The sequence below is a fragment of the Ensifer sp. CCNWLY38 genome, from assembly GCF_037120565.1.
Taxonomy (GTDB): domain Bacteria; phylum Pseudomonadota; class Alphaproteobacteria; order Rhizobiales; family Rhizobiaceae; genus Ensifer; species Ensifer adhaerens_H.
In genome coordinates this window covers 69,418-87,382 of the sequence record NZ_JBBBBO010000002.1, presented here as the reverse complement: position 1 = coordinate 87,382, position 17,965 = coordinate 69,418, and the positions used below count along the sequence as shown (strand labels likewise).

Genomic DNA, 17,965 nt, shown 5'->3' with positions numbered 1-17,965 from the left:
GCGGGCACGCAGCGAAATCCGCTGAATCCTACGCCTCAAAACTCGGCCGCGAGCGCACCCGCTCCAGCCAGCTTTGAACATGGCGGGCCGAGGCCGGGATCTCCATGCCGAAGACGTCGCAGAGCCAGGCGGTAACGCCGCCGGTGATGTCGGCGATTGAAAATTCATCACCCGCCAGGAAGGGCCGACCGTCCGAAAGCTCGTCGTCGAGCCAGCCCCATTTCTTCGGCACCGCCTCCCGCTCGGTCTCGGCGAAAGCCGGAAACTGCGTCAGCCGCTCGGCGAAGAAGGCATCCGAATGCAGCGCCACATTGCCGACGGTGCCGAGGATGACCAGTTCCGTGCGCCGGTTCCACATCTCCACCTTGGCACGGCTGACGGCATCGCGGCCGAAGAGCGCGTGCTCGGGATTCGTCTCCTCGAGATAGCGGCAGATCGCGACGCTCTCGGTGATGATCGTGCCGTCGTCGAGCTCCAGCACCGGGATCTGGCCGAGCGAATTGACCGCCAGGAATTCCGGCGCCCGGTGTTCGCCCTTGGCGAAATCGACATCCACCATCGGCACCGAAATCCCCTTCTCCGCCATGAAGATGCGCACGCGATACGAATTCGGCCCCATGCCCTGATAAAGCTTCATCTTATCCTCCTGTCGATGAGGCCATCCGCCTCGTTTCCCAACCGCTTTCATGCGCGATACCGGTTGTTTATAACAACCAGTTTCATTTAACTCAATGGTTTATTTATAAAGGCAGCAAATCTTTTCGCCGAGCCATCGGCCTGCCCTCGGCGCGCCAAGAGCGCTACGCAATGTTTAGCGACAGCAGCGCCCTGTGGCGCTCGAAGGCTTCCCGTTCCCGCTGCCAGTGATCGAGATGCCCGTCCCGCTTCAGGCGCTCGGTCGCGGCCGCGCCGATCATCGCCAGCATCGCCGCCTCGTCGCCCATGTGGCAAAGCACCTCGACCACCATCGCGAGCAGCGCTTCGTCTGCGGCAAGGCCATAGACCGCACACAGGCGCTTCAGCCGCCGGCTGCCGTCGTCGAGATCCGCGAGCGCCGCCGCCTTCAATTCCTCCGTATGGAAGGAAAGCGGCACCATCCAATAGGCGAGATAGGCAAGATCGCGCAGCCGCGGCCCGGGCCCAGCGAGATCGAAGTCGATGACCCCCGCCGGTTCGCCGCCGCGGAAAATGAGATTGTACGGCGCAAAATCATTGTGGCAGACGACCTCTGAGCGGCTTTGATCCGGATCCCGGAAGGCCCAGAGATCGGCCGCCGTGAATTCGAAATCGGCAGTCGCGTCATGATAGGCCCTGAGCAGCGCGGCAGCGGCGGTCAAGGCACGCTCGGAAAGCCAGATCTCCGAAGACACGCCGGCCTCGCCATCAAGGAAACTCAGGACCTCGCGCCCATGATCATCGAGGCCCAGGAAGCGCGGCGATGCCGGAAAGCCCTTTGCCTCCAGATGAAGGAGCAGCCGGTGGACGCTTGCGCTCTGCGACGCGGTTGCGCGACGCACCGTATCGCCCACACGCACGACGCCCGCGTTAACGTTGCCGCCGGCAAGCGGCGTTTCCTGTGCCGAGGATTCGGATGTCATCACACCGTTCAGGAGGCTGGAGACGAAGTCGGGCCGAGGATCGGCTTCAGGCTGGCGACTGTCAACGGATCGCTTCCCCCGGCGTGCCGAGATGTCCTTGAACTTGCTGCGCCATCATGCTTGCCTCTCCCAAACAGGAGCTTTGCCATGTTCGCGCGTTCGACCGTCTGCTGCCTCGCCCTCCTTCTTGCCGCCGGTCAGGCGGCGGCAGCCCTTGCGCCGAACTATCAGCGTGCCCGCGAACTCACCGCCGTCATCGACGCAGTTGCCGCCGCGGTTCCCAGATATCCGATCGACAAGATCATCAGCCAGGGCCGTGACCGCTATGCGGTCGTCGCCGGAAAATGCACCGTCATCGCAAGGATCATCGGCCTGCCGTCGAAACCCGGACTGGTCGGCCCGCGCCAATTCGAGGTTCAGCTCGACAAGCCGGATTGTGATTGAGATCGATGCGGCGGCGCCCCTACAATCGCCAACCCTGGCTCATCACGAAGCGCGCCGTTTCCCCCGCTATCAGCGCGCTGTCGCCATAGGCTTTCAGCACCTGGCCGTCCGGCAGCGCCAGTGTCAGCGCGAAACGCTCACCCTCGAACACGCAGGCGATGACGCGAAACGCCATGCCCTCGCCGTCGCGGCGCACATGCTCCGGCCGCACAAGCACATCGCGGATCGCTCCGTTGCTCGCACCCGCCTCGCCGATCCCGCCAAGTGCGGCCCGCAGCGTCGGCCACTCCAGCGCCCGCGGCGCGCCCTCCGGCACGGCCAGCCTGAGCACCGAGCCGCGGCCGATCAGGCCGCCGACGACGGCGCCCTCGGGCCTCGCGTAGATCTCCGCCGGCGGCGCCATCTGCATGAGCCGCCCTTCGGACATGACGGCGACATCGGTCGCAAGCGCCATCGCTTCCGCCTGGTCGTGGGTCACATAGATCATCGTCGCGCCCGAGCGCTCGTGGAAGATGCGGAAGGTCTCCTCCATCGACTTGCGCAAATGCTGGTCGAGATTGGCGAGCGGCTCGTCGAGCAGCACGACATCCGGCGAGGTCACCAGGCAGCGGGCAAGCGCGACGCGCTGCCGCTGGCCGCCGGAAAGGGCCGCGGGCCGGCGATCGGCATAATCGGTGAGCTTCACCAGCGCCAGCGCCTCGCCGACACTTCGTCGCCACGCCTCGCCGGAAATGCCGCGCACCTTCAAGGGATAGCCGACATTTTCCGCCACCGTCATATGCGGCCAGAGCGCATAGGACTGGAACACCATCGCCATGTTGCGCCGTTCCGGCGGCAGCGCCCGCGACGCGTCGGAAAGCCGCCTTTCGCCGAAATCGATCGAGCCGTCGCTCGGCTGCTCGAAGCCGGCGATCATGCGCAGCACCGTGGTCTTGCCGCAGCCGGACGGCCCAAGCAGCGCCAGGAATCCGCCTTCTCGCACGGTCAGCGAAACATCCGATACCGCCGGCCGCCCGCCGCCGAAATGTTTGGTGAGGTGATTGAGGATCAGTTGCGCCACGGCAGCACGCCTTCCGGGAGATATTTCGCGATCGCCTCGAGCGCCGCCATCAGGATCACGACCATGATCACCACCAGCACCGAGAGCGCTGCGGCAAGATCGGACGAACCGCTGTCGTCGAGATTGAAGATGGCGACGCCGAGCGTCTGGGTGCTGGCCGACCAGAGCAGCGCGGAAACCGTGAGTTCGTTGGCGGCGATGAGGAAGACGAGGATGATCGAAGCCCCCGCCGCCGGTGCCACCAGCGGCAGGATCACGTCGCGCATGCGCCTGAGGAAACCCGCGCCGGCAAGCCGCGCCGCCTCTTCCAGCGACGGATCCATCTGCAGAAAGGCGCTCATCACAGGCTTGAGGCTGACGGCCAGGAACGAGGAGAAATAGGCGATCAGGATGATCCAGATGGTGCCGTAGAGCGAGACGTTGAGGAGGGGCAACGGTGCGGCAAAGGTGAGGATGAAGGCGACCGCGAGCACGATGCCGGGCAGCGCATAGGGGATCTCGATGAGAATGCTGAGCGTATTGGCAAGCAAGCCCTTGCGCCAGGTCATCAGGTAGGCGGCCGGCACCGAAACGGCGAGCAACCCGAGCGCCGCCGAGGTCGCAAGGAACGTCGAATTGCCAAGCGCCTTCAGCGTCATCGACTGGCGAAAGAGGATTTCTTCGTAAGCCCGAAGCGATACCGTTTGCCAGTTGAGCGGCACGCCATAGGCCGGCACCAGCGAGCTTGCGACGAGCGCGGCCAGCGGCGCCGCCAGCACGAAGAACAAGATCGCGACCAGCGCCATCTCCACGACCAGGCGATAACGCCCGAGCGCGAAAGCGGCGTGGGCGCCGGAGAGGCCGATGATGCGGTAGTCCCGGCCGGAAAGCGCCCGCTGCTGCAGGATCATCCCGGCCGCGGCGATCACGGCGATGAGGCTCGAAAGCAGCGCGATCTCGCCGAAAGTGCCGGCACCGAAGCTTGCCAGCCTCGTGTAGATCAGGGTCGGCAGCACCTCGATCCCGGCGGGAATGCCGAGGATCGCCGGAATGCCGAAATTGCCGACGCCGGAAACGAAGGCGATCGCAGCACCTGCAATCAACCCTGGCAGCGAGAGCGGCGCAACGATATCGCTGATGACGCGGAACGGCGTGGCCCCCGCAAGCCTTGCCGCCTCCACCCCGTCGCGCGGCGAGGCTGAAAGCCCCGCTTTCAGCGCCAGAAAGACAAGCGGCGCATGCTGGACGCCAAGCAGCAGCGAAATGCCCGCGAGCGAATAGAGCGGTTGCGGACTGCCGAGCGGCGGCGCGATGCCGAGCGTCTTCAAAAGCGGGCTCGCCGGCCCGGTCATCTCCACCCAGGCAAGTGCGGTCACCTGCGGCGGGATCATCATCGGCAGCATGAAGGCGAAGCTTAAGCTCAGCTTGGCGCGCACATCGGTCAGCGCCACCGAGAAGGCGAAAAGCGCGCCGATGACGACGGAAACGATCATGCCGCCCGTCGCCGTTATCAGCGTGTTGCGGATCGCTGCAAAGGTCGCGGGCTCGGTGAGCACGCCGATCGACTGCCCGGAGACAAGCCCGGCAAAGCCGGCCCTGGCCAGGCTGATGAGCGGCAGCAGGCAGAGCAGAAACAGGCAGGCGAAAACGAAGGGCACCAGCCAGCGCGGCTCGGCGGCGGGTCTGGCACCCGCCCTCGCCTGCGGCACGTCCTGCGTCCGGCTTTGAAAGGGAAAGCGCAGCCAGCGAGGCCGGCTGCGCCGATCATTGCGTTCGAGCATTCTAAGGGATCAGTTTGTGCCGAAGATGCCGGAGAAGGTCTTGAGGTCGGTGTCGGAAGTCTTCACCGCTTCGGCGGCGTTGACCGGCAGCACCTTGATCGTCTCGCGCGCCGGATAGCCCTCGGGCAGCGCCACGCCGTTGCGGGCCGGGATGTAGCCCATCTTCACCGCCGTGTTCTGGCCCTCCTCGGACAGCAGGAAGTCGACGAACTTCTTGGCGGCGTCGACGTTCTTGGCAGTCTTCAGGATGCCGACCGGCTCGGTGACAGTCGAAACGCCCTCGGCCGGGAAGACGAACTCGACCGGCGCACCCTTGGCCTTCTCGCGGATCGCCATGAAATCGACGAGCATGCCATAGGCCTTCTCGCCGGTCGCAACCGCCTTCAGCACGCCGCCATTGCCGCCAGCAGCCGTGGCACCATTTGCCGCGAGCGCCTTGTAATAATCCCAGCCGAGACCATCGATGTTGCTCAGCGTCTGCGCATGGATCAGCGCCGCGCCCGAGGTCAGCGGGCTCGGCATGGTCACGAGGCCCTTGGCTTCGGTCTTGGTGAGATCCTGCCAGCCGGCAGGCTTCATCGCGGCCGAGGTGTTGTAGACGATGCCGGTCGTGATCATCTTGGTCGAATAATAGGCGCCGTCGGCATCATAGAGGGAAGCGTCGTAGTTGGCCGCTTCCGGCGACTTGTAGTCGGCGAGATGCCCGGCTTCCTTCAGCCGCTGCATCGTCACGGTGTCGGCGATGAGCAGCACGTCGGCGACCGGATTGCCGGCCTCGATCTCGGCCATCAGCTTGGCCATGATCTTGGTCGTGCCCTCGCGCACCCATTCGACCTCGATACCCGGATTGGCCGCCTGGAAGGCATCGACGGTCGCCTGCGCGTCCTCGTTCGGCTGGCTGGTATAGAGCACCAGATTATCGGCGTAGGCCGCGGTCGAAAGCAGGCCAGCGACGAGAGCGCCAGCAAGCACGGAAACAAAAGATTTCATGGATATACCCTCGTGTTGAAACTGGCGCCGAGGGATAGAGCCGCCCTTTTACAGGGGTGTGACAGGCCAGAACCGCAAGCCCCCTGTCGCGCTCCCTTACCGGGAGAACGCACGCTCCCTTGACAAGACGTGCAGACCGAGAAAGCTTGCACGGCATGCGAGTGGAGGAACTGCCATGGACACTTTTCTGAAAATTGCCGGAGCGGTGGTCATCGTCGTAGCGCTGGCGGTCTCGCTGTACGCAACCGTGCCGTCGTTCGGCTGGTTGGGCATTATCCTTGCCCTGCAGTCGGCATTGCCCACCATCGGCGCAGGCGTCGCGCTTGCGGCCCTCGGCGCGTTGCTCGGACAGCTCAATAAAATTCGCCTCGCCGCCGAGCGCCAGGCCGATCTGTTTCAGTCCATATTGGAACGCCGCAGCCAACCGGCCGCCGAATAGGCGCCGCCGACCGATGCGGCCAGATGCTCCACTTCTGCCCGCAATCTGGTGGCATCCGACGGCCTGAGGCTGACCGTTTCCTCGCCGTGGCCGGCAAGCAGGACGCGTGCGTAGACGACGAAGATTTTGCGTTTTGTCGCGTCGACGATTGCGACGAACCTTATGGCCGACCTTCTACAGGAAGCGTGACAGGTCAGCCTTCAAATGTTGCAATCCTCCCCTCCGGCCCGAGCAGCGTGCCCAGGCCGCGCCGCTAAATCAAAGCTTGGGCGCCTCGCCGATCTTCAGGCTGCAACGCGACTCTGGTTTCGATGGCAGCGTCAAACAACCTTTCGAACTCATCTGGCTCCAGCGGGTAGTATTGATAGTTGCCCGAGGCCTTCGCAGCCAGCACGACATAGAAGCGACCGCTTCCGCTTTCGCGCTTCACGCGCAACGACAGTACGCAAGTACCGTTCATGATCTGAATATCGGATTGCCGGATGACTTGCCCGGTCAACACCCTCTTGAGCGACCTGAATATCCCCGCCATGGTAAGACGTCCTCTCTCGTCCTCTGCACCCTCAGCCACGCCGAAGAAAAGCCGTGACAACCATGCACGGAAATCGCCCGGCACAAATACGTCCCGCAGGCGCCCCACCGCCACCTGCAATAGAAATTCCAGCCCGCATACACTTACACATGAACGCAGGGCGGCATAGTCAATCAAACGGATTATGTGTGCCGAAGCCGCTGACACGGTATCTGCACCCCAACTCCGTGTGGGGAGCCCTTGCCCGCGGGTCCGCCTGGCGCTCCGCTCCATGTCGAAAAAAATTTCGTGCCGATGTCACACCGGCCGTAGCTCGCTCGTCATGGTATCGGAACCAACGAAAGGAAACGGAACCATGACTGCCAAGATCGACCTTTTCGCCGCCGCCCCGCAGTTGATGAAGAGCTGGATGGCCACCTCCGTCGCGGTTGCCGCGAGCCTCGACCAGACCATCATCGAGCTCGTCAAGATCCGCGCCTCGCAGATCAATGGCTGCGCCAACTGCATCAACATGCACACCCAGGAAGCGCGCGCCAAGGGCGAGACGGAACAGCGCATCTATCTGCTTTCGGCCTGGCGCGAGGCGCCGTGCTATTCCGCTCGCGAGCGCGCCGCGCTAGGCTGGACCGAAGCGCTGACGCGGCTTTCGGAAGGCCACACCCACGAGCAGGCCTACGAGGCGCTGAAGCAACAGTTCACCGAGGAGGAACAGGTGAAGCTCACGCTGATGATCAACGTCATCAATGGCTGGAACCGTCTCGCCGTCGGCTTCGGCCTGTGGATCGACCCGGCCGCTGCCAAAGCCGCACAGGCAGCCGCCTGATGGCGGGTTCGCCGCAAGAGGACGCAGCGGCGGTTTTCGACCCGCTGCGTCCGAAGCTGATCCGCGTCGCCTACCGCATGCTCGGCTCGGTCGCCGATGCGGAGGACATGGTGCAGGAGGCCTTCATCCGCTGGATGGGGGCCGACCGCACGGCCGTGCGAGAACCCGAAGCGTTCCTGCGCCGCACAGTCACGCGGCTCTGCCTCGACCAGCTGAAATCCGCGCGGCTCAAGCGCGAAACCTATGTCGGCCCCTGGCTGCCCGATCCTGTCGTCGAGGAAGAGCCGGAGGACGACGTCACCCTCCCCCTGATGCTCGCGCTCGAAAGGCTCTCCCCGCTCGAGCGCGCCGCCTTCCTGCTGCACGACGTCTTCGGCCTCAGCTTCGACGAGGTCGCAACGACGATCGAGCGCGACCCCGCCGCCTGCCGCCAGCTTGCGGCCCGCGCCCGCACCCATGTGCGCGACGAGCGGCCACGCTTCCAAATCGAGCAGCAGCGCGGCCTCGAGCTCGCCAACGCCTTCTTTGCCGCCTCGCGAAACGGTGACATGAAGACGCTCGGCGCCATGCTCGCCGCCGATGTCAGCGTCCATTCCGACGGCGGCGGCAAACGCCCTGCGGCGATGCGGCCAATCCTCGGCTTCGATGCCGTCATGAAGGTGCACCAGCAACTGGCCGCCCTCTTTGCCAAACACGGCTCGACCCTGGTGCGCACCGGCTTCATCAACGGCCTCCCCGGCTTCGTAACGAGGGAAGCCGACGGCGAACTGCAGTCGACCGCGCTGGACATCGAGGACGGCAAGGTGGTGGCGATCTATGTGGTGCGCAACCCGGACAAGCTCACGCATCTGCATTAGGTTCGGTATTGCCCGTCGAAGCTCTCCTCCGCTTTGGAACAAGGCGGCCGTCTCAATCGGCCCGCCGAAGGCCCTCTGCATAGAGGCCTAAGCTGGTGCCGCGGCCAATGACTATGATGTGCCCACCCGGTTCGAGACCTCTCCTGAGTTCGTCGGGAACGCGGCAAAGGCTGTTGAAGAGAAACGGGACGTCTCGCAATTCGACCGGTGAACGGCATTCGCTGGTGCCGTAGCGACCCGGGTCCACCACCGTATACGGGAGTTCGACCTGATGGCCCGCGATAATGGCAAGAATCATCGGGCCCGCGAATACCACCATGTTGTTTCCAAAGAAGTAGCCAATAAACGGCCATCCTAGGAGCGCGGCGGCTTTCTTTATTTCACTGCCCCGAATCCTGTACTTGCTTTTGCAGGTGAGCCACAGCATTCCCACCGCAAATGCCACGCCCCCGACAATTCCGGGAATGGTTGTCGTTGCTACCCAATCTACCGATGGCAAAAATTGATAACCAACCATTTTCGCAAGAACAGGCAGTGCGCCGAGTGTCACCAGGACTGTGCCCAGGAAGCGGGCCGTACCTGGCAGCTTCTGCTGCACCATCTCTTCGTTCGCCAAAGCCATTAGCAGGACCGCATTTTTCAAGAGGGTTTCATCGTTCCTTCGCACGCTAAGGGTTGTGACTTCAAGGTCAACAACCAGCAGCAAACCCTTTCTGCCGATATGGCTGGTGGGCCAACTTCGCAAGGCAGGTGGTCGCCACATGGAATGCGACGCCACACTGCTCCAGAACCAAAAATCAGGCCGCTTGCTCGGCCCCGGCACCCGCCCGAATCCGCGCGATCACCTTGATCTCGAAATCGAAGCCGGCGAGCCAGTTGACGCCGATCGCGGTCCAGTTGGGATAGGGCTTTTCCGGGAAGACCCGGTTCTTGACGGCCATGAAGGTTTCGAACTGGCTTTCGGGATCGGTGTGGAAGGTGGTGATGTCGACGATGTCGTCGAGTGTGCCGCCCGCCGCCTCCAGCGTTGCCTTCAGATTGTCGAAGGCGCGTTCGACCTGGCGCTCGTAGTCCGGCTCGGGCGTTCCGTCCTCGCGGCTACCCACCTGCCCCGAAACGAAAAGCAGGCCCTGCGAGAGGATGGCCGCGGAGTAGCCGTGCGCCTCGTAGAGCGCGTGGCGGTTTGCCGGAAAGATTGCGTTGCGTTTGGTCATCGGTCTGGTCCTTCTCGTAAATCCAGGGCGCGCAGACGGGCACGCGCTGCCGTTTCAGGCAGAACTTCACAAAACCCGTTTCATTTGATATACGGCGCGTATCTGAAATAGTGAAATACGACGCGTATGTCAACTTCATATACGCTGCGTATATGAAGTTGAGGGCAATCATGGCCAAAAGCCGCCAGGAGACGATGGAAGAAAACCGCGTGAAGCTGATAGCGGCGGGGCGAAAGGCCTTCGCCGAAAAGGGTTACGCCGCCGCTTCCATGGACGAGCTCACCGCCGATGTCGGCCTGACACGCGGCGCGCTCTACCACAATTTCGGCGACAAGCGCGGGCTGCTCGCCGCCGTCGTCAATGAGATCGACGGCGAGATGGCCGCGCGCGCCAAGGAGATCGGCGGCGAAAACGACGACGCCTGGCAGTCCATGCTCGCGGAAGGTGCCGCCTATATCGAGATGGCGCTCGACCCGGAGGTCCAGCGCATCGTGCTGCTCGACGGCCCCGCCGTGCTCGGCGATCCCTCGAAATGGCCGAGCCAGAACAGCTGCCTGGTGGCGACACAGCGCTCGGTCGAGCAGTTGCTGGAGAAAGGCGCCCTGAAACCGGTCGACCCGGAAGCGGCCGCAAGGCTGCTGAGTGGTGCCGCGCTCAATGCCGCCCTCTGGGTCGCCGCCAGCGACGATCCGAAGGGCGTGCTGCCGAAAGCGATCGATGCCTTCCAGTCCCTGGCTTCGGGTCTGCTTGCCGATCGCTGAACCGGGCGGCGCGATCCGCAGGCCCTACCCGCGGCGTTCCCCCACCAGTTCCCAAAGGTCGATCTTCGCAGCACGTCCTTTGACCTGCACCATCCCGATTTCGCGGAAAACAAAGCTGCGGGCGACCGCGTCGTGAACGGCGACGCTCACCAGAATCGACGTATTGAACTCCTTGTTCAACCCTTCGAGCCTCGAGGCAACGTTGATGGTGTCGCCCATGGCCGTGTATTGCTGGCGCGAGGCCGCCCCGATGCTGCCGACGACGGCCGGACCGGTGTGCAAACCGAAACGTGTGAACAATTCGGGCCGGCCCGCCTGGCGGTTGGCCGCATTCAGGCCCTCGACCGCCGCCTTCATCGCCAGCGCGCAACGACAGCCGTGTTCGGCGTGCCTGATATCCTCGACGGGCGCATTCCACACGACGAAGATGGAATCGCCGAGATATTGCACCACGGTCCCGCCGTGCCCTTCGGCGATGCCGTTCAGGAGCTCGAAATAGGCAGAGAGAATGTCGACCACATCCTCCGGCGAATGCTGCTCGGATATGGTCGTGAAGTCGCGAATGTCGGTGAAGAGTGCGGTCACCTCCTGACGCCTGCCCTTGACCACCGCCCCGCCCTGAGGGTCGATGATCCGCCGCACCACCTCGCGCGGCACGTAGAGCGCAAATTGCACGATGGCGCGGCGGCTGGCGGCAAGCGCGCCCCCGAGCGTGTTGATCTCGGTGATCCACGAATGCGCCACGCCCTTGCCCGTGAAATTCAGATCGCCGATCCGGCGCGCCTCGTCGGCGAGCCGGTAAAGCTTCTGGCTGATCACCCGCGACAGCATCAGCGATCCGAACACGCCGGCCACCAGAAGGCCGGCGGCAATCAACAGGTTGCGCACCAGCAACCGGTTGGCCTGCGCAACGAGATCGTCAAGCGGCACGACGATGGCGACCGAACTCCCCCTGAACAGGCCGTCAACGCTGACCGGGGCGACCTGCGCAAGATAGCTTTCGCCCTCAAGATCGATCTCGGCAAGGCCGCCATTGGCATAACGCGGATCCTTGCGCAGCCGCGCCACGGCTTCCACGCCCGGGTCAAGGCTGCCTGAATCGACGCTGCGACCGCCCGACCAGGTCCCGAGGATCCGCCCCATGATCGACGGATCGGAATGGGCCACCAGCGTGTCGCCTTCGCCGATGATGAAGGACCGGGCGCGTCCTGAGATCTCCCGCGGATCGAGCAGCCGGCTGACCGTCTGCAAGTGGATGTTGACACCGACGACGACCCGGTGGTCGCCCTTCATCGGCGCGGCCAAAGCGAGCGTCGGAACCCGGAGCGTTCCCGCGACGAAGGGCCCGACGGACACCGGCGCATCGCTTGAAACGGCGGCCTGATACCACGGACGTTGCCGCGGATCGAAAGATGTCGGCTCGGACCTCGGCTCTCCGATCGGCCTTGTCTCGCGGTCGAGAAACCGAAGGGTCGACTGAGCCTGCGAACCCTGCCTGGGCGTGATCGTCCGGATGGCGAAGTTCGCCTCCGCCGGCGCCGAAAGGCTCTGGCGGACATAGTCCCTCCCGGTGTTGATCACCTGCAGGTACGAACCATCGGGATAACCGGCATAGATGCTTGTCGCGTTCGACACGCTTCGCAGCACCTCCAGGAAGAACTGCTGTTTTGCTTCAAGTTCCGCAGGCGGCGTGGGTATGAGCTGCGGCACCGCGGACGCCAGTCCGACGGCCTCATGTCCGCCTTCCAGCGCATTCCTGTAGCCTTCGATCAGCCGAAAGCTCATCTCGCGCATGTGCTTGGCGCCGCCGAGAACGGCCGCCGCCCTGCCCTGGCTGAACGCCATCCAGATGATCGGCGTCGCCGTGCAGATGAGCAAGGCGACGACCAGAACGCTGAGATGCACCCTGAGAGGCCTGGACCAGTTCACGCAACTCCCCCGAAACGCGACCGTGTTTCGGCGAAACTATCACCTGCTCGTGCCGGCAGGAATGCGCAATCTTTCAAACAAATAGGCCATTTCGTTGAATCAACTGCATGTTTCCTTCAATCGTAGCCGATTGAAGGACAAAAACATGCAGCACTTCAAAGCCCTACAGCGCCGCGCGTCTGATAGGACGCGCGGCGCTGTAGGAGACAATGAAATGGTCTGGTGTCGCCGGTGGCTTTGCCGGGCTAGTTCAGCGGGATGGCGTTGCCGTCCTTGCTGTCCTGGTAGGTGGAGGAGAGTTCGTCGTACTTCGCACGGATGGCGTCTGCGCGCGCCTTCAGCTCTTCACGCTGCGGGTCGGGAAGACCGTCGATCAGCGTGTGGATCGACTGGCCCTTCCAGAACGCGTTCGTGCGGTTGTAGCCGCCGGGCTCCAGCGTGAAGACCTCCTTCAGGATTTTCAGGTCGTGGGGGATGGAGAAACTGTCGCGGGAATCCTCGTGGCTGAAGAAGTAGTAGAAATTGTCGAATCCCGCCCAGGTGATCGCCGACAGACACATCGAGCAGGGCTCATGCGTTGAGAGGAAGATGAGATCGCGGGAGTCCGGGCGCGCAGCGCCCTCGATCTCGTAGAAGCGCTTCAGGGTGTGCACTTCGCCGTGCCAGAGCGGGTTTTCCGTTTCGTTGTTGGTCTCGACGAGCACGGTCGAAAGATCGGACTTGCGCATCAGTGCTGCGCCAAAGATCTTGTTGCCGGCGGCAACACCGGCTTCCGTTGCCGGGATGATGCCGCGTTCCATCGTGCCAAGCAGCGCATCGAGGAGTTGGTAGTTGTCGGTCTGCTGTGTCATTCCCAGTGTCCTTTTGTTGGGTTTTGAGAGCAACGCCAGGAAAAACAGGAACGGCTTCCTGCCCGGAATGGCGGGTTTCAAAGCAACTCCAGAAAAAGTGCGAAGCGGTTTTTCGTCCGGAGTTGCGTATTTCAGAGCAATCCCAGGAAAAGTGCGAAGCGGTTTTCCGTCCGGGATTGCGCATTTCAAAACAATCCCAGGAAAAGTCTGAAGCGACTTCCGCCCGGGACTGCATGTTCCAAAGATCGGGCCGGCTCTAGTGCGCCTCCGCCGCAATCAGCGGCACTTCCGCGCCCTTGGCATCGTAGAGTTTGCCATTCAGGAAGTAGTCGCCGTCATGCAGGCGTGCGATGTCCTGGTAGCGGATCGTGCGCTCCGTTGCCGCGACGAAGACCGACTGCTGGTCCGAGTTTCCTGTCGTGAAGTGGTTGAACAAGAGGTTGAGCAGGATCGCCATCACGGCGGCCGACGAGATGCCCGAATGGAAGATCGTCGCGACCCAGGACGGGAAATGCTCGTAGAAGCCGGGGGCCGCGATCGGGATCATGCCGAAGCCGATCGAGGTGGCGACGATCACCAGGTTCATGTTGTTGTTGTACTCGACCTTGGACAGCGTACGGATGCCGCTCGCGGCGACGGTGCCGAACAGCACGAGGCCGGCGCCACCGAGAACGGAGGTCGGGACGGAAGCAACGACGCGCCCCATGATCGGCAACAGCCCGAGCGTCACCAGGAACATTCCGCCCGTTGCCACCACATATCGGCTCTTGACGCCAGTGACCGCCACGAGACCCACATTCTGGGCAAAGGCGCTCTGGGTGAAGGAGCCGACGACAGGTGCCAGGATGCTCGACAGCATGTCGGCGCGCAGGCCGTCGCCGAGCCGGCGCGAATCCACCTTGGTCTCGACGATCTCGCCGACGGCGAGAATGTCCGCCGAGGTTTCGACCAGCGTCACCATGATGACGATCAGCATCGAGATGATCGCCGCCAGTTCGAAGGTCGGATAACCGAAGTGGAAAATCTTCGGCAGCGCGAAGACCGGGCCGTTTGCCACCTGCGAAAAGTCGGTCATGCCGGCGACATAGGCGATGCCGGTGCCGATCACGATCGAAAGCAGGATCGAGAGCCTGGAAATCGAGGCATTACCGAGCTTGCTGAGCAGCAAGACGATGACGAGCGTCACGGCCGCAAGCTGGATGTTGGCGGTGCTGCCAAAGTCCGGCGCCGCCTTGTTGCCGCCCATCGCCCAGAATGCTGCCACCGGCATCAGCGTAAGGCCGATGGTGGTGATGACGATGCCGGTAACGAGCGGCGGAAAGAAGCGCGTGACGCGCGAGAATATCGGCGTGATCAGAAGACCGATCAGCGAGGCCGCGATGACGGCGCCGAGAATGGCCGGAATGCCGCCATTGCCTGAAATCGCGATCATCGTCGCGACGCCCGAGAACGAAACGCCCTGCACCAGCGGCAGGCGGCTGCCGAAGAACGGCACACCAATCGTCTGCAGGATGGTTGCAAGACCGCCAGCGAAAAGCGAGGCGGTGACGAGCAGGCCGACATCGGCGGAATTCAAGCCCGCCGCCTGGCCAAGGATCAAGGGGACGGCGACGATGCCGCCATACATGGTCAAAACGTGCTGCAGACCATAGGCGAGGTTCGCGCCGATGCTCAGCCGTTCGTCTTCGGGATTCTCCGGTAGTACACTTTCCTCTGCAATGCTTGCCAAGGGTATCTCCTCCATACCATTGTGATTGCCCCGTCTCCCGCGGGACAACCAAAAGGTAGCTGAAGGATGGCAAATCTCGCCTTCCTAAAAAAAGCGAAACACCTTTCGGAAATTGGGCGGGAATGGGTACGGCGGCCAATTGATCCTGGCACCGCTCCGCAGACGCCGGCAGGACTGCCGACAGCGGCGCTTGACGGGAGGCGGCTGGAGCCCTTTGTGCGCCATCATGCAACAGGGCTCGATGATGTGCAAACGCCCGCTCAACCCGGTATCGGCGGCAGCGCCGGGGCGACCAGCCCGCGGAAGGGATCGCGCCAGGCGTCAATCCCCTCAAGCTGCTCCGCCCAGCGCCTGAGCGCCGGATAGTCCCCGATCGGCAGCCGCGCGGCATCATTGTAAGGCAGGAATGTCGCCATGCGAAAATCGGCAAAGGAGACCGCGTCACCCACCAGCCAGGCGCGCTCGGAGAGTTGCGCCTCGAGGATTCCGGCAGCCTTGCGAAATGCCTTCAGCCCCTCCTCCACCATCGCTTCCTCGCAGGGGCCGATGCCATAGCGCAGCTTGGTGCCGCGCTCCCAATGCACCATGTCGCAGGCTTGGACGAAGTTCTCCTTGCCCCAGCTGATCCAGCGGATCATCTCCGGCTCGTCGTCATCCGTCCGCCAGAAATTGGAACCGGTATGGCGGGAAAGATAACAGGCGATCGCATCCGCCTCCCAGAGCGACCGGCCGAGACGTTCGAGGATCGGCAGAAGCAGGTTCGGATTGAGCGACCGGAAGCGTTCGGCCTGGCCCGCCCCTTGAGGGTCGGCAAACTCGAACGCGACCTCGGCCTTCAGATACCGCGCGGCGGCAACCGCCAGGCGAGGATTGGGATTGCGGCTGAAGTAGAGCTTCATGCGGTGGCTCTCCTTTGGTGCACGTCATGAAGACGAACGAAGGCGACGCTTGCCGACAGGCGCAAAAGAAAAAATCGACCGCCGCTTCGTCGCGAATGACTCCTAGCAGACATGACGCGTAGCAGCCTGACTTCGCTCTGGGACAACTGGTTGCGGCCAGGCGCGGCTATGTATGCTATCGTGTCATCAACCAGGCTCTGCAAGGGAGCCCAGGTGACCAACAGGGACACTATCGAGTGGTGGACAAGTCCGTTCAGCGCCGTCTGGCTGCCATCCTTGCCGCCGATGTAGTCGGTTACAGTCGCCTCATGGGCGTGGACGAGGACGGCACCTTGGCGGTCGTGCGGAACCTCCGCGCCGAAGTGATCGAAACTAGGATCGCCGAGCACCAAGGTCGGCTGTTTAAGTCTATGGGGGATGGCTTTCTCGCGGAATTCCCCAGCGTTGTGAAGGCCGTGGCCTGCGCAGTCGCATTACAGAAGGATATGGCAGCACGGAACGCAGAGCTGTCAGAGGACCGAGCCATCCAACTCCGCATTGGCGTCAACTTGGGGGATGTGATTGCTGAGGATGGCGATGTTTTCGGTGAAGGCGTGAACGTCGCTGCGCGGATCGAGGGACTTGCCCCGGCGGGCGGCATTGCAGTCACCGGCATGGTTCATGACAACGTAGGAAGTCGCCTTGATCTCTCGTTTGAAGACATGGGTGAGCAGCAACTCAAGAATATCGCCCAGCCGGTCCGGGTCTATAGTCTGGGGGCTCCCTCAGGAACATCGGTGCGACCAACAGCGGTAGAACGAATCAAACCGTCCATAGCAGTACTGCCATTTACCAACATGAGTGGTGATCCCGGGCAACAGTACATTTCCGATGGGATCACCGAGGATATCATTACCGAACTCGCCCGCTTTCACGGCCTATCCGTAGTAGCTCGCCACGCGTCGTTTCATTTTGCCAACAAGGGAAAAAGTCATATCGAAGTAGCGCGGGAACTGGGCGTTGCCTATGTAGTTGAGGGTAGTCTACGCAAATTGGGCGACCGAATACGCATCACAGCCCAGTTGGTCGATGCCATAACCGGCACTCACGTCTGGGCCGACCGCTACGATCGCGATGCGCAGGATATCTTCGCTGTCCAGGACCTTGTTGTGGCCGCAATCGTAACAATGCTGGAGGGCCGTATGTACGCTGCAGAAGCAGCAAAAGCCCGTGCAAAACCAACTACTAGCTGGTCGGCTTATGACTGTCTGTTACAAGGCCGCAATCTATGTGACCATCAGCGTGATGCCGAAGCCGTACCCCTACTTGAGCGGGCAATTGCCGTCGATCCGCATTTTGCACTTGCACATGCCTGGCTGGCGATAGCTCTTACCATCAGCAATATCATTGTGCTCGATGACGATCAGATGGCCAAGGCTGAGAGCGCTTCGAAACAAGCGCTGGAACTAGATGCCAACGACGCCACGTCTCATTGGGCAAGAGCGCTCTACTACCTTTGGACAGGCGACCATGACCGTTCACGCTTCCATTTTGACAGGGCGCTGACACTCAATCCGGCCGATATACAGATTAAGGGCGACTACGCGAACTGGCAGCGCGCCAGTGGCAGGCCGGCCGATGCGTTGGCCACAATCGATGCCGCCATAGGCTTGGGTCCCTTCGTGCCCGATTGGTTTGCAGCGGTTCGCGGCCTGACGCTCTTTGACCTCGCTCGATATGCTGACGCAGTCGAAGCGCTCGAGAGTGTCCCTGTACAACGCTCCAGTGGCCTCTTGTACCTAGCCGCCGCGCGCGCGCAATTAGGCGACTTAACTGGTGCAAGTGAGGTGATCGCCAAGGTGAAGCTGGTGAAACCGGATTTATCGCTTCGGAATGTGATCCAGGTACTGCACTACGCACGCCCTGAAGCTCAGCAACACTTGATTGATGCCCTGCGGAAGGCGGGGCTGCCGGAGCAGTATGTGCGCCCCTTACGAGCAAGTTGAGTTAACTTCTGCTTGTGGCCCATTGCTTCTTTTAGCTGCGCTGCAAACGTTGGTCGCTTTCGGTGCATAGCGGACGCCGGCAAGTCGTCCGCCC

At 62.6% G+C, this 17,965-nt stretch carries 18 protein-coding genes; 6 read left to right on the top strand and 12 right to left on the bottom strand.

Annotated elements, in window-relative coordinates; all coding sequences use genetic code 11:
* Positions 1-28: 28 nt before the first annotated feature.
* Entirely contained in the window at positions 29-637 is a 609-nt protein-coding gene (locus V7S54_RS04560; RefSeq protein WP_065376207.1) for a glutathione S-transferase family protein, read from the bottom strand.
* A 163-nt stretch (positions 638-800) separates the two neighbouring features.
* Complete coding sequence (locus V7S54_RS04555) at positions 801-1,598, bottom strand: phosphotransferase (protein WP_065376208.1); 798 nt, start codon at positions 1,596-1,598, stop codon at positions 801-803.
* Positions 1,599-1,745: 147 nt separating this feature from the next.
* On the opposite strand from V7S54_RS04555, the gene V7S54_RS04550 reads away from it, so the two are divergent.
* A complete protein-coding gene (locus tag V7S54_RS04550; RefSeq protein ID WP_065376209.1) occupies positions 1,746-2,042 on the top strand; it encodes a hypothetical protein in 297 nt (98 codons plus the stop codon).
* A gap of 19 nt (positions 2,043-2,061) precedes the next feature.
* Here the strand turns inward: V7S54_RS04550 and V7S54_RS04545 are convergent, their stop codons facing one another.
* From V7S54_RS04545 to V7S54_RS04535, 3 genes are read right to left on the bottom strand one after another with little or no spacing between them, the layout of a single operon-like run.
* On the bottom strand, positions 2,062-3,102 hold the full coding sequence (locus tag V7S54_RS04545; RefSeq protein WP_065376210.1) for an ABC transporter ATP-binding protein: 1,041 nt from the start codon (positions 3,100-3,102) through the stop codon (positions 2,062-2,064).
* Positions 3,090-4,862, bottom strand: a complete 1,773-nt coding sequence (locus V7S54_RS04540) for an ABC transporter permease (protein ID WP_336409489.1) — start codon at positions 4,860-4,862, stop codon at positions 3,090-3,092. Before V7S54_RS04540 ends, V7S54_RS04545 begins: the two co-directional genes overlap by 13 nt.
* 9 nt (positions 4,863-4,871) lie before the next feature.
* Entirely contained in the window at positions 4,872-5,852 is a 981-nt protein-coding gene (locus tag V7S54_RS04535; protein ID WP_065376211.1) for an ABC transporter substrate-binding protein, read from the bottom strand.
* 175 nt (positions 5,853-6,027) lie between these two features.
* Here V7S54_RS04535 and V7S54_RS04530 point away from each other — a divergent pair, with 175 nt between their 5' ends.
* Positions 6,028-6,291 (top strand): hypothetical protein, encoded by a 264-nt coding sequence (locus V7S54_RS04530; RefSeq protein WP_065376212.1) that lies wholly within the window; start codon positions 6,028-6,030, stop codon positions 6,289-6,291.
* 253 nt (positions 6,292-6,544) lie between these two features.
* Here V7S54_RS04530 and V7S54_RS04525 read toward each other — a convergent pair whose 3' ends face one another.
* Complete coding sequence (locus tag V7S54_RS04525; RefSeq protein WP_065376213.1) at positions 6,545-6,943, bottom strand: hypothetical protein; 399 nt, start codon at positions 6,941-6,943, stop codon at positions 6,545-6,547.
* 235 nt (positions 6,944-7,178) lie between these two features.
* Here V7S54_RS04525 and V7S54_RS04520 point away from each other — a divergent pair, with 235 nt between their 5' ends.
* Together V7S54_RS04520 and V7S54_RS04515 are read left to right on the top strand one after the other, a co-directional pair.
* Positions 7,179-7,646 (top strand): carboxymuconolactone decarboxylase family protein, encoded by a 468-nt coding sequence (locus V7S54_RS04520; RefSeq protein WP_065376214.1) that lies wholly within the window; start codon positions 7,179-7,181, stop codon positions 7,644-7,646.
* Complete coding sequence (locus V7S54_RS04515) at positions 7,646-8,503, top strand: sigma-70 family RNA polymerase sigma factor (protein ID WP_065376215.1); 858 nt, start codon at positions 7,646-7,648, stop codon at positions 8,501-8,503. The genes V7S54_RS04520 and V7S54_RS04515 overlap by 1 nt, the downstream gene beginning before the upstream one ends.
* Positions 8,504-8,555: 52 nt before the next feature.
* On the opposite strand, the gene V7S54_RS04510 is transcribed toward V7S54_RS04515, so the two are convergent.
* The gene (locus tag V7S54_RS04510; RefSeq protein ID WP_083203776.1) at positions 8,556-9,209 is read right to left on the bottom strand and encodes a hypothetical protein; all 654 of its coding nucleotides are present in this window, start codon (positions 9,207-9,209) and stop codon (positions 8,556-8,558) included.
* A 91-nt stretch (positions 9,210-9,300) separates the two neighbouring features.
* On the bottom strand, positions 9,301-9,717 hold the full coding sequence (locus V7S54_RS04505; RefSeq protein WP_065376216.1) for a RidA family protein: 417 nt from the start codon (positions 9,715-9,717) through the stop codon (positions 9,301-9,303).
* Positions 9,718-9,869: 152 nt separating this feature from the next.
* Here V7S54_RS04505 and V7S54_RS04500 point away from each other — a divergent pair, with 152 nt between their 5' ends.
* Entirely contained in the window at positions 9,870-10,478 is a 609-nt protein-coding gene (locus tag V7S54_RS04500) for a TetR/AcrR family transcriptional regulator (protein ID WP_065376306.1), read from the top strand.
* A 24-nt stretch (positions 10,479-10,502) separates the two neighbouring features.
* Here V7S54_RS04500 and V7S54_RS04495 read toward each other — a convergent pair whose 3' ends face one another.
* The 4 genes from V7S54_RS04495 to V7S54_RS04480 form a co-directional block, all read right to left on the bottom strand.
* Positions 10,503-12,407, bottom strand: coding sequence for an adenylate/guanylate cyclase domain-containing protein (locus V7S54_RS04495; RefSeq protein WP_065376217.1), 1,905 nt, complete (start codon positions 12,405-12,407; stop codon positions 10,503-10,505).
* Between the two features lie 245 nt (positions 12,408-12,652).
* Positions 12,653-13,258, bottom strand: coding sequence for a deaminase (locus V7S54_RS04490; RefSeq protein ID WP_065376218.1), 606 nt, complete (start codon positions 13,256-13,258; stop codon positions 12,653-12,655).
* A 256-nt stretch (positions 13,259-13,514) separates the two neighbouring features.
* Positions 13,515-14,987 (bottom strand): nucleobase:cation symporter-2 family protein, encoded by a 1,473-nt coding sequence (locus tag V7S54_RS04485; protein ID WP_065376219.1) that lies wholly within the window; start codon positions 14,985-14,987, stop codon positions 13,515-13,517.
* Positions 14,988-15,247: 260 nt separating this feature from the next.
* A complete protein-coding gene (locus V7S54_RS04480; RefSeq protein WP_065376220.1) occupies positions 15,248-15,886 on the bottom strand; it encodes a glutathione S-transferase family protein in 639 nt (212 codons plus the stop codon).
* Between the two features lie 236 nt (positions 15,887-16,122).
* On the opposite strand from V7S54_RS04480, the gene V7S54_RS04475 reads away from it, so the two are divergent.
* The gene (locus tag V7S54_RS04475; RefSeq protein ID WP_057253874.1) at positions 16,123-17,871 is read left to right on the top strand and encodes an adenylate/guanylate cyclase domain-containing protein; all 1,749 of its coding nucleotides are present in this window, start codon (positions 16,123-16,125) and stop codon (positions 17,869-17,871) included.
* Positions 17,872-17,965: the final 94 nt, after the last annotated feature.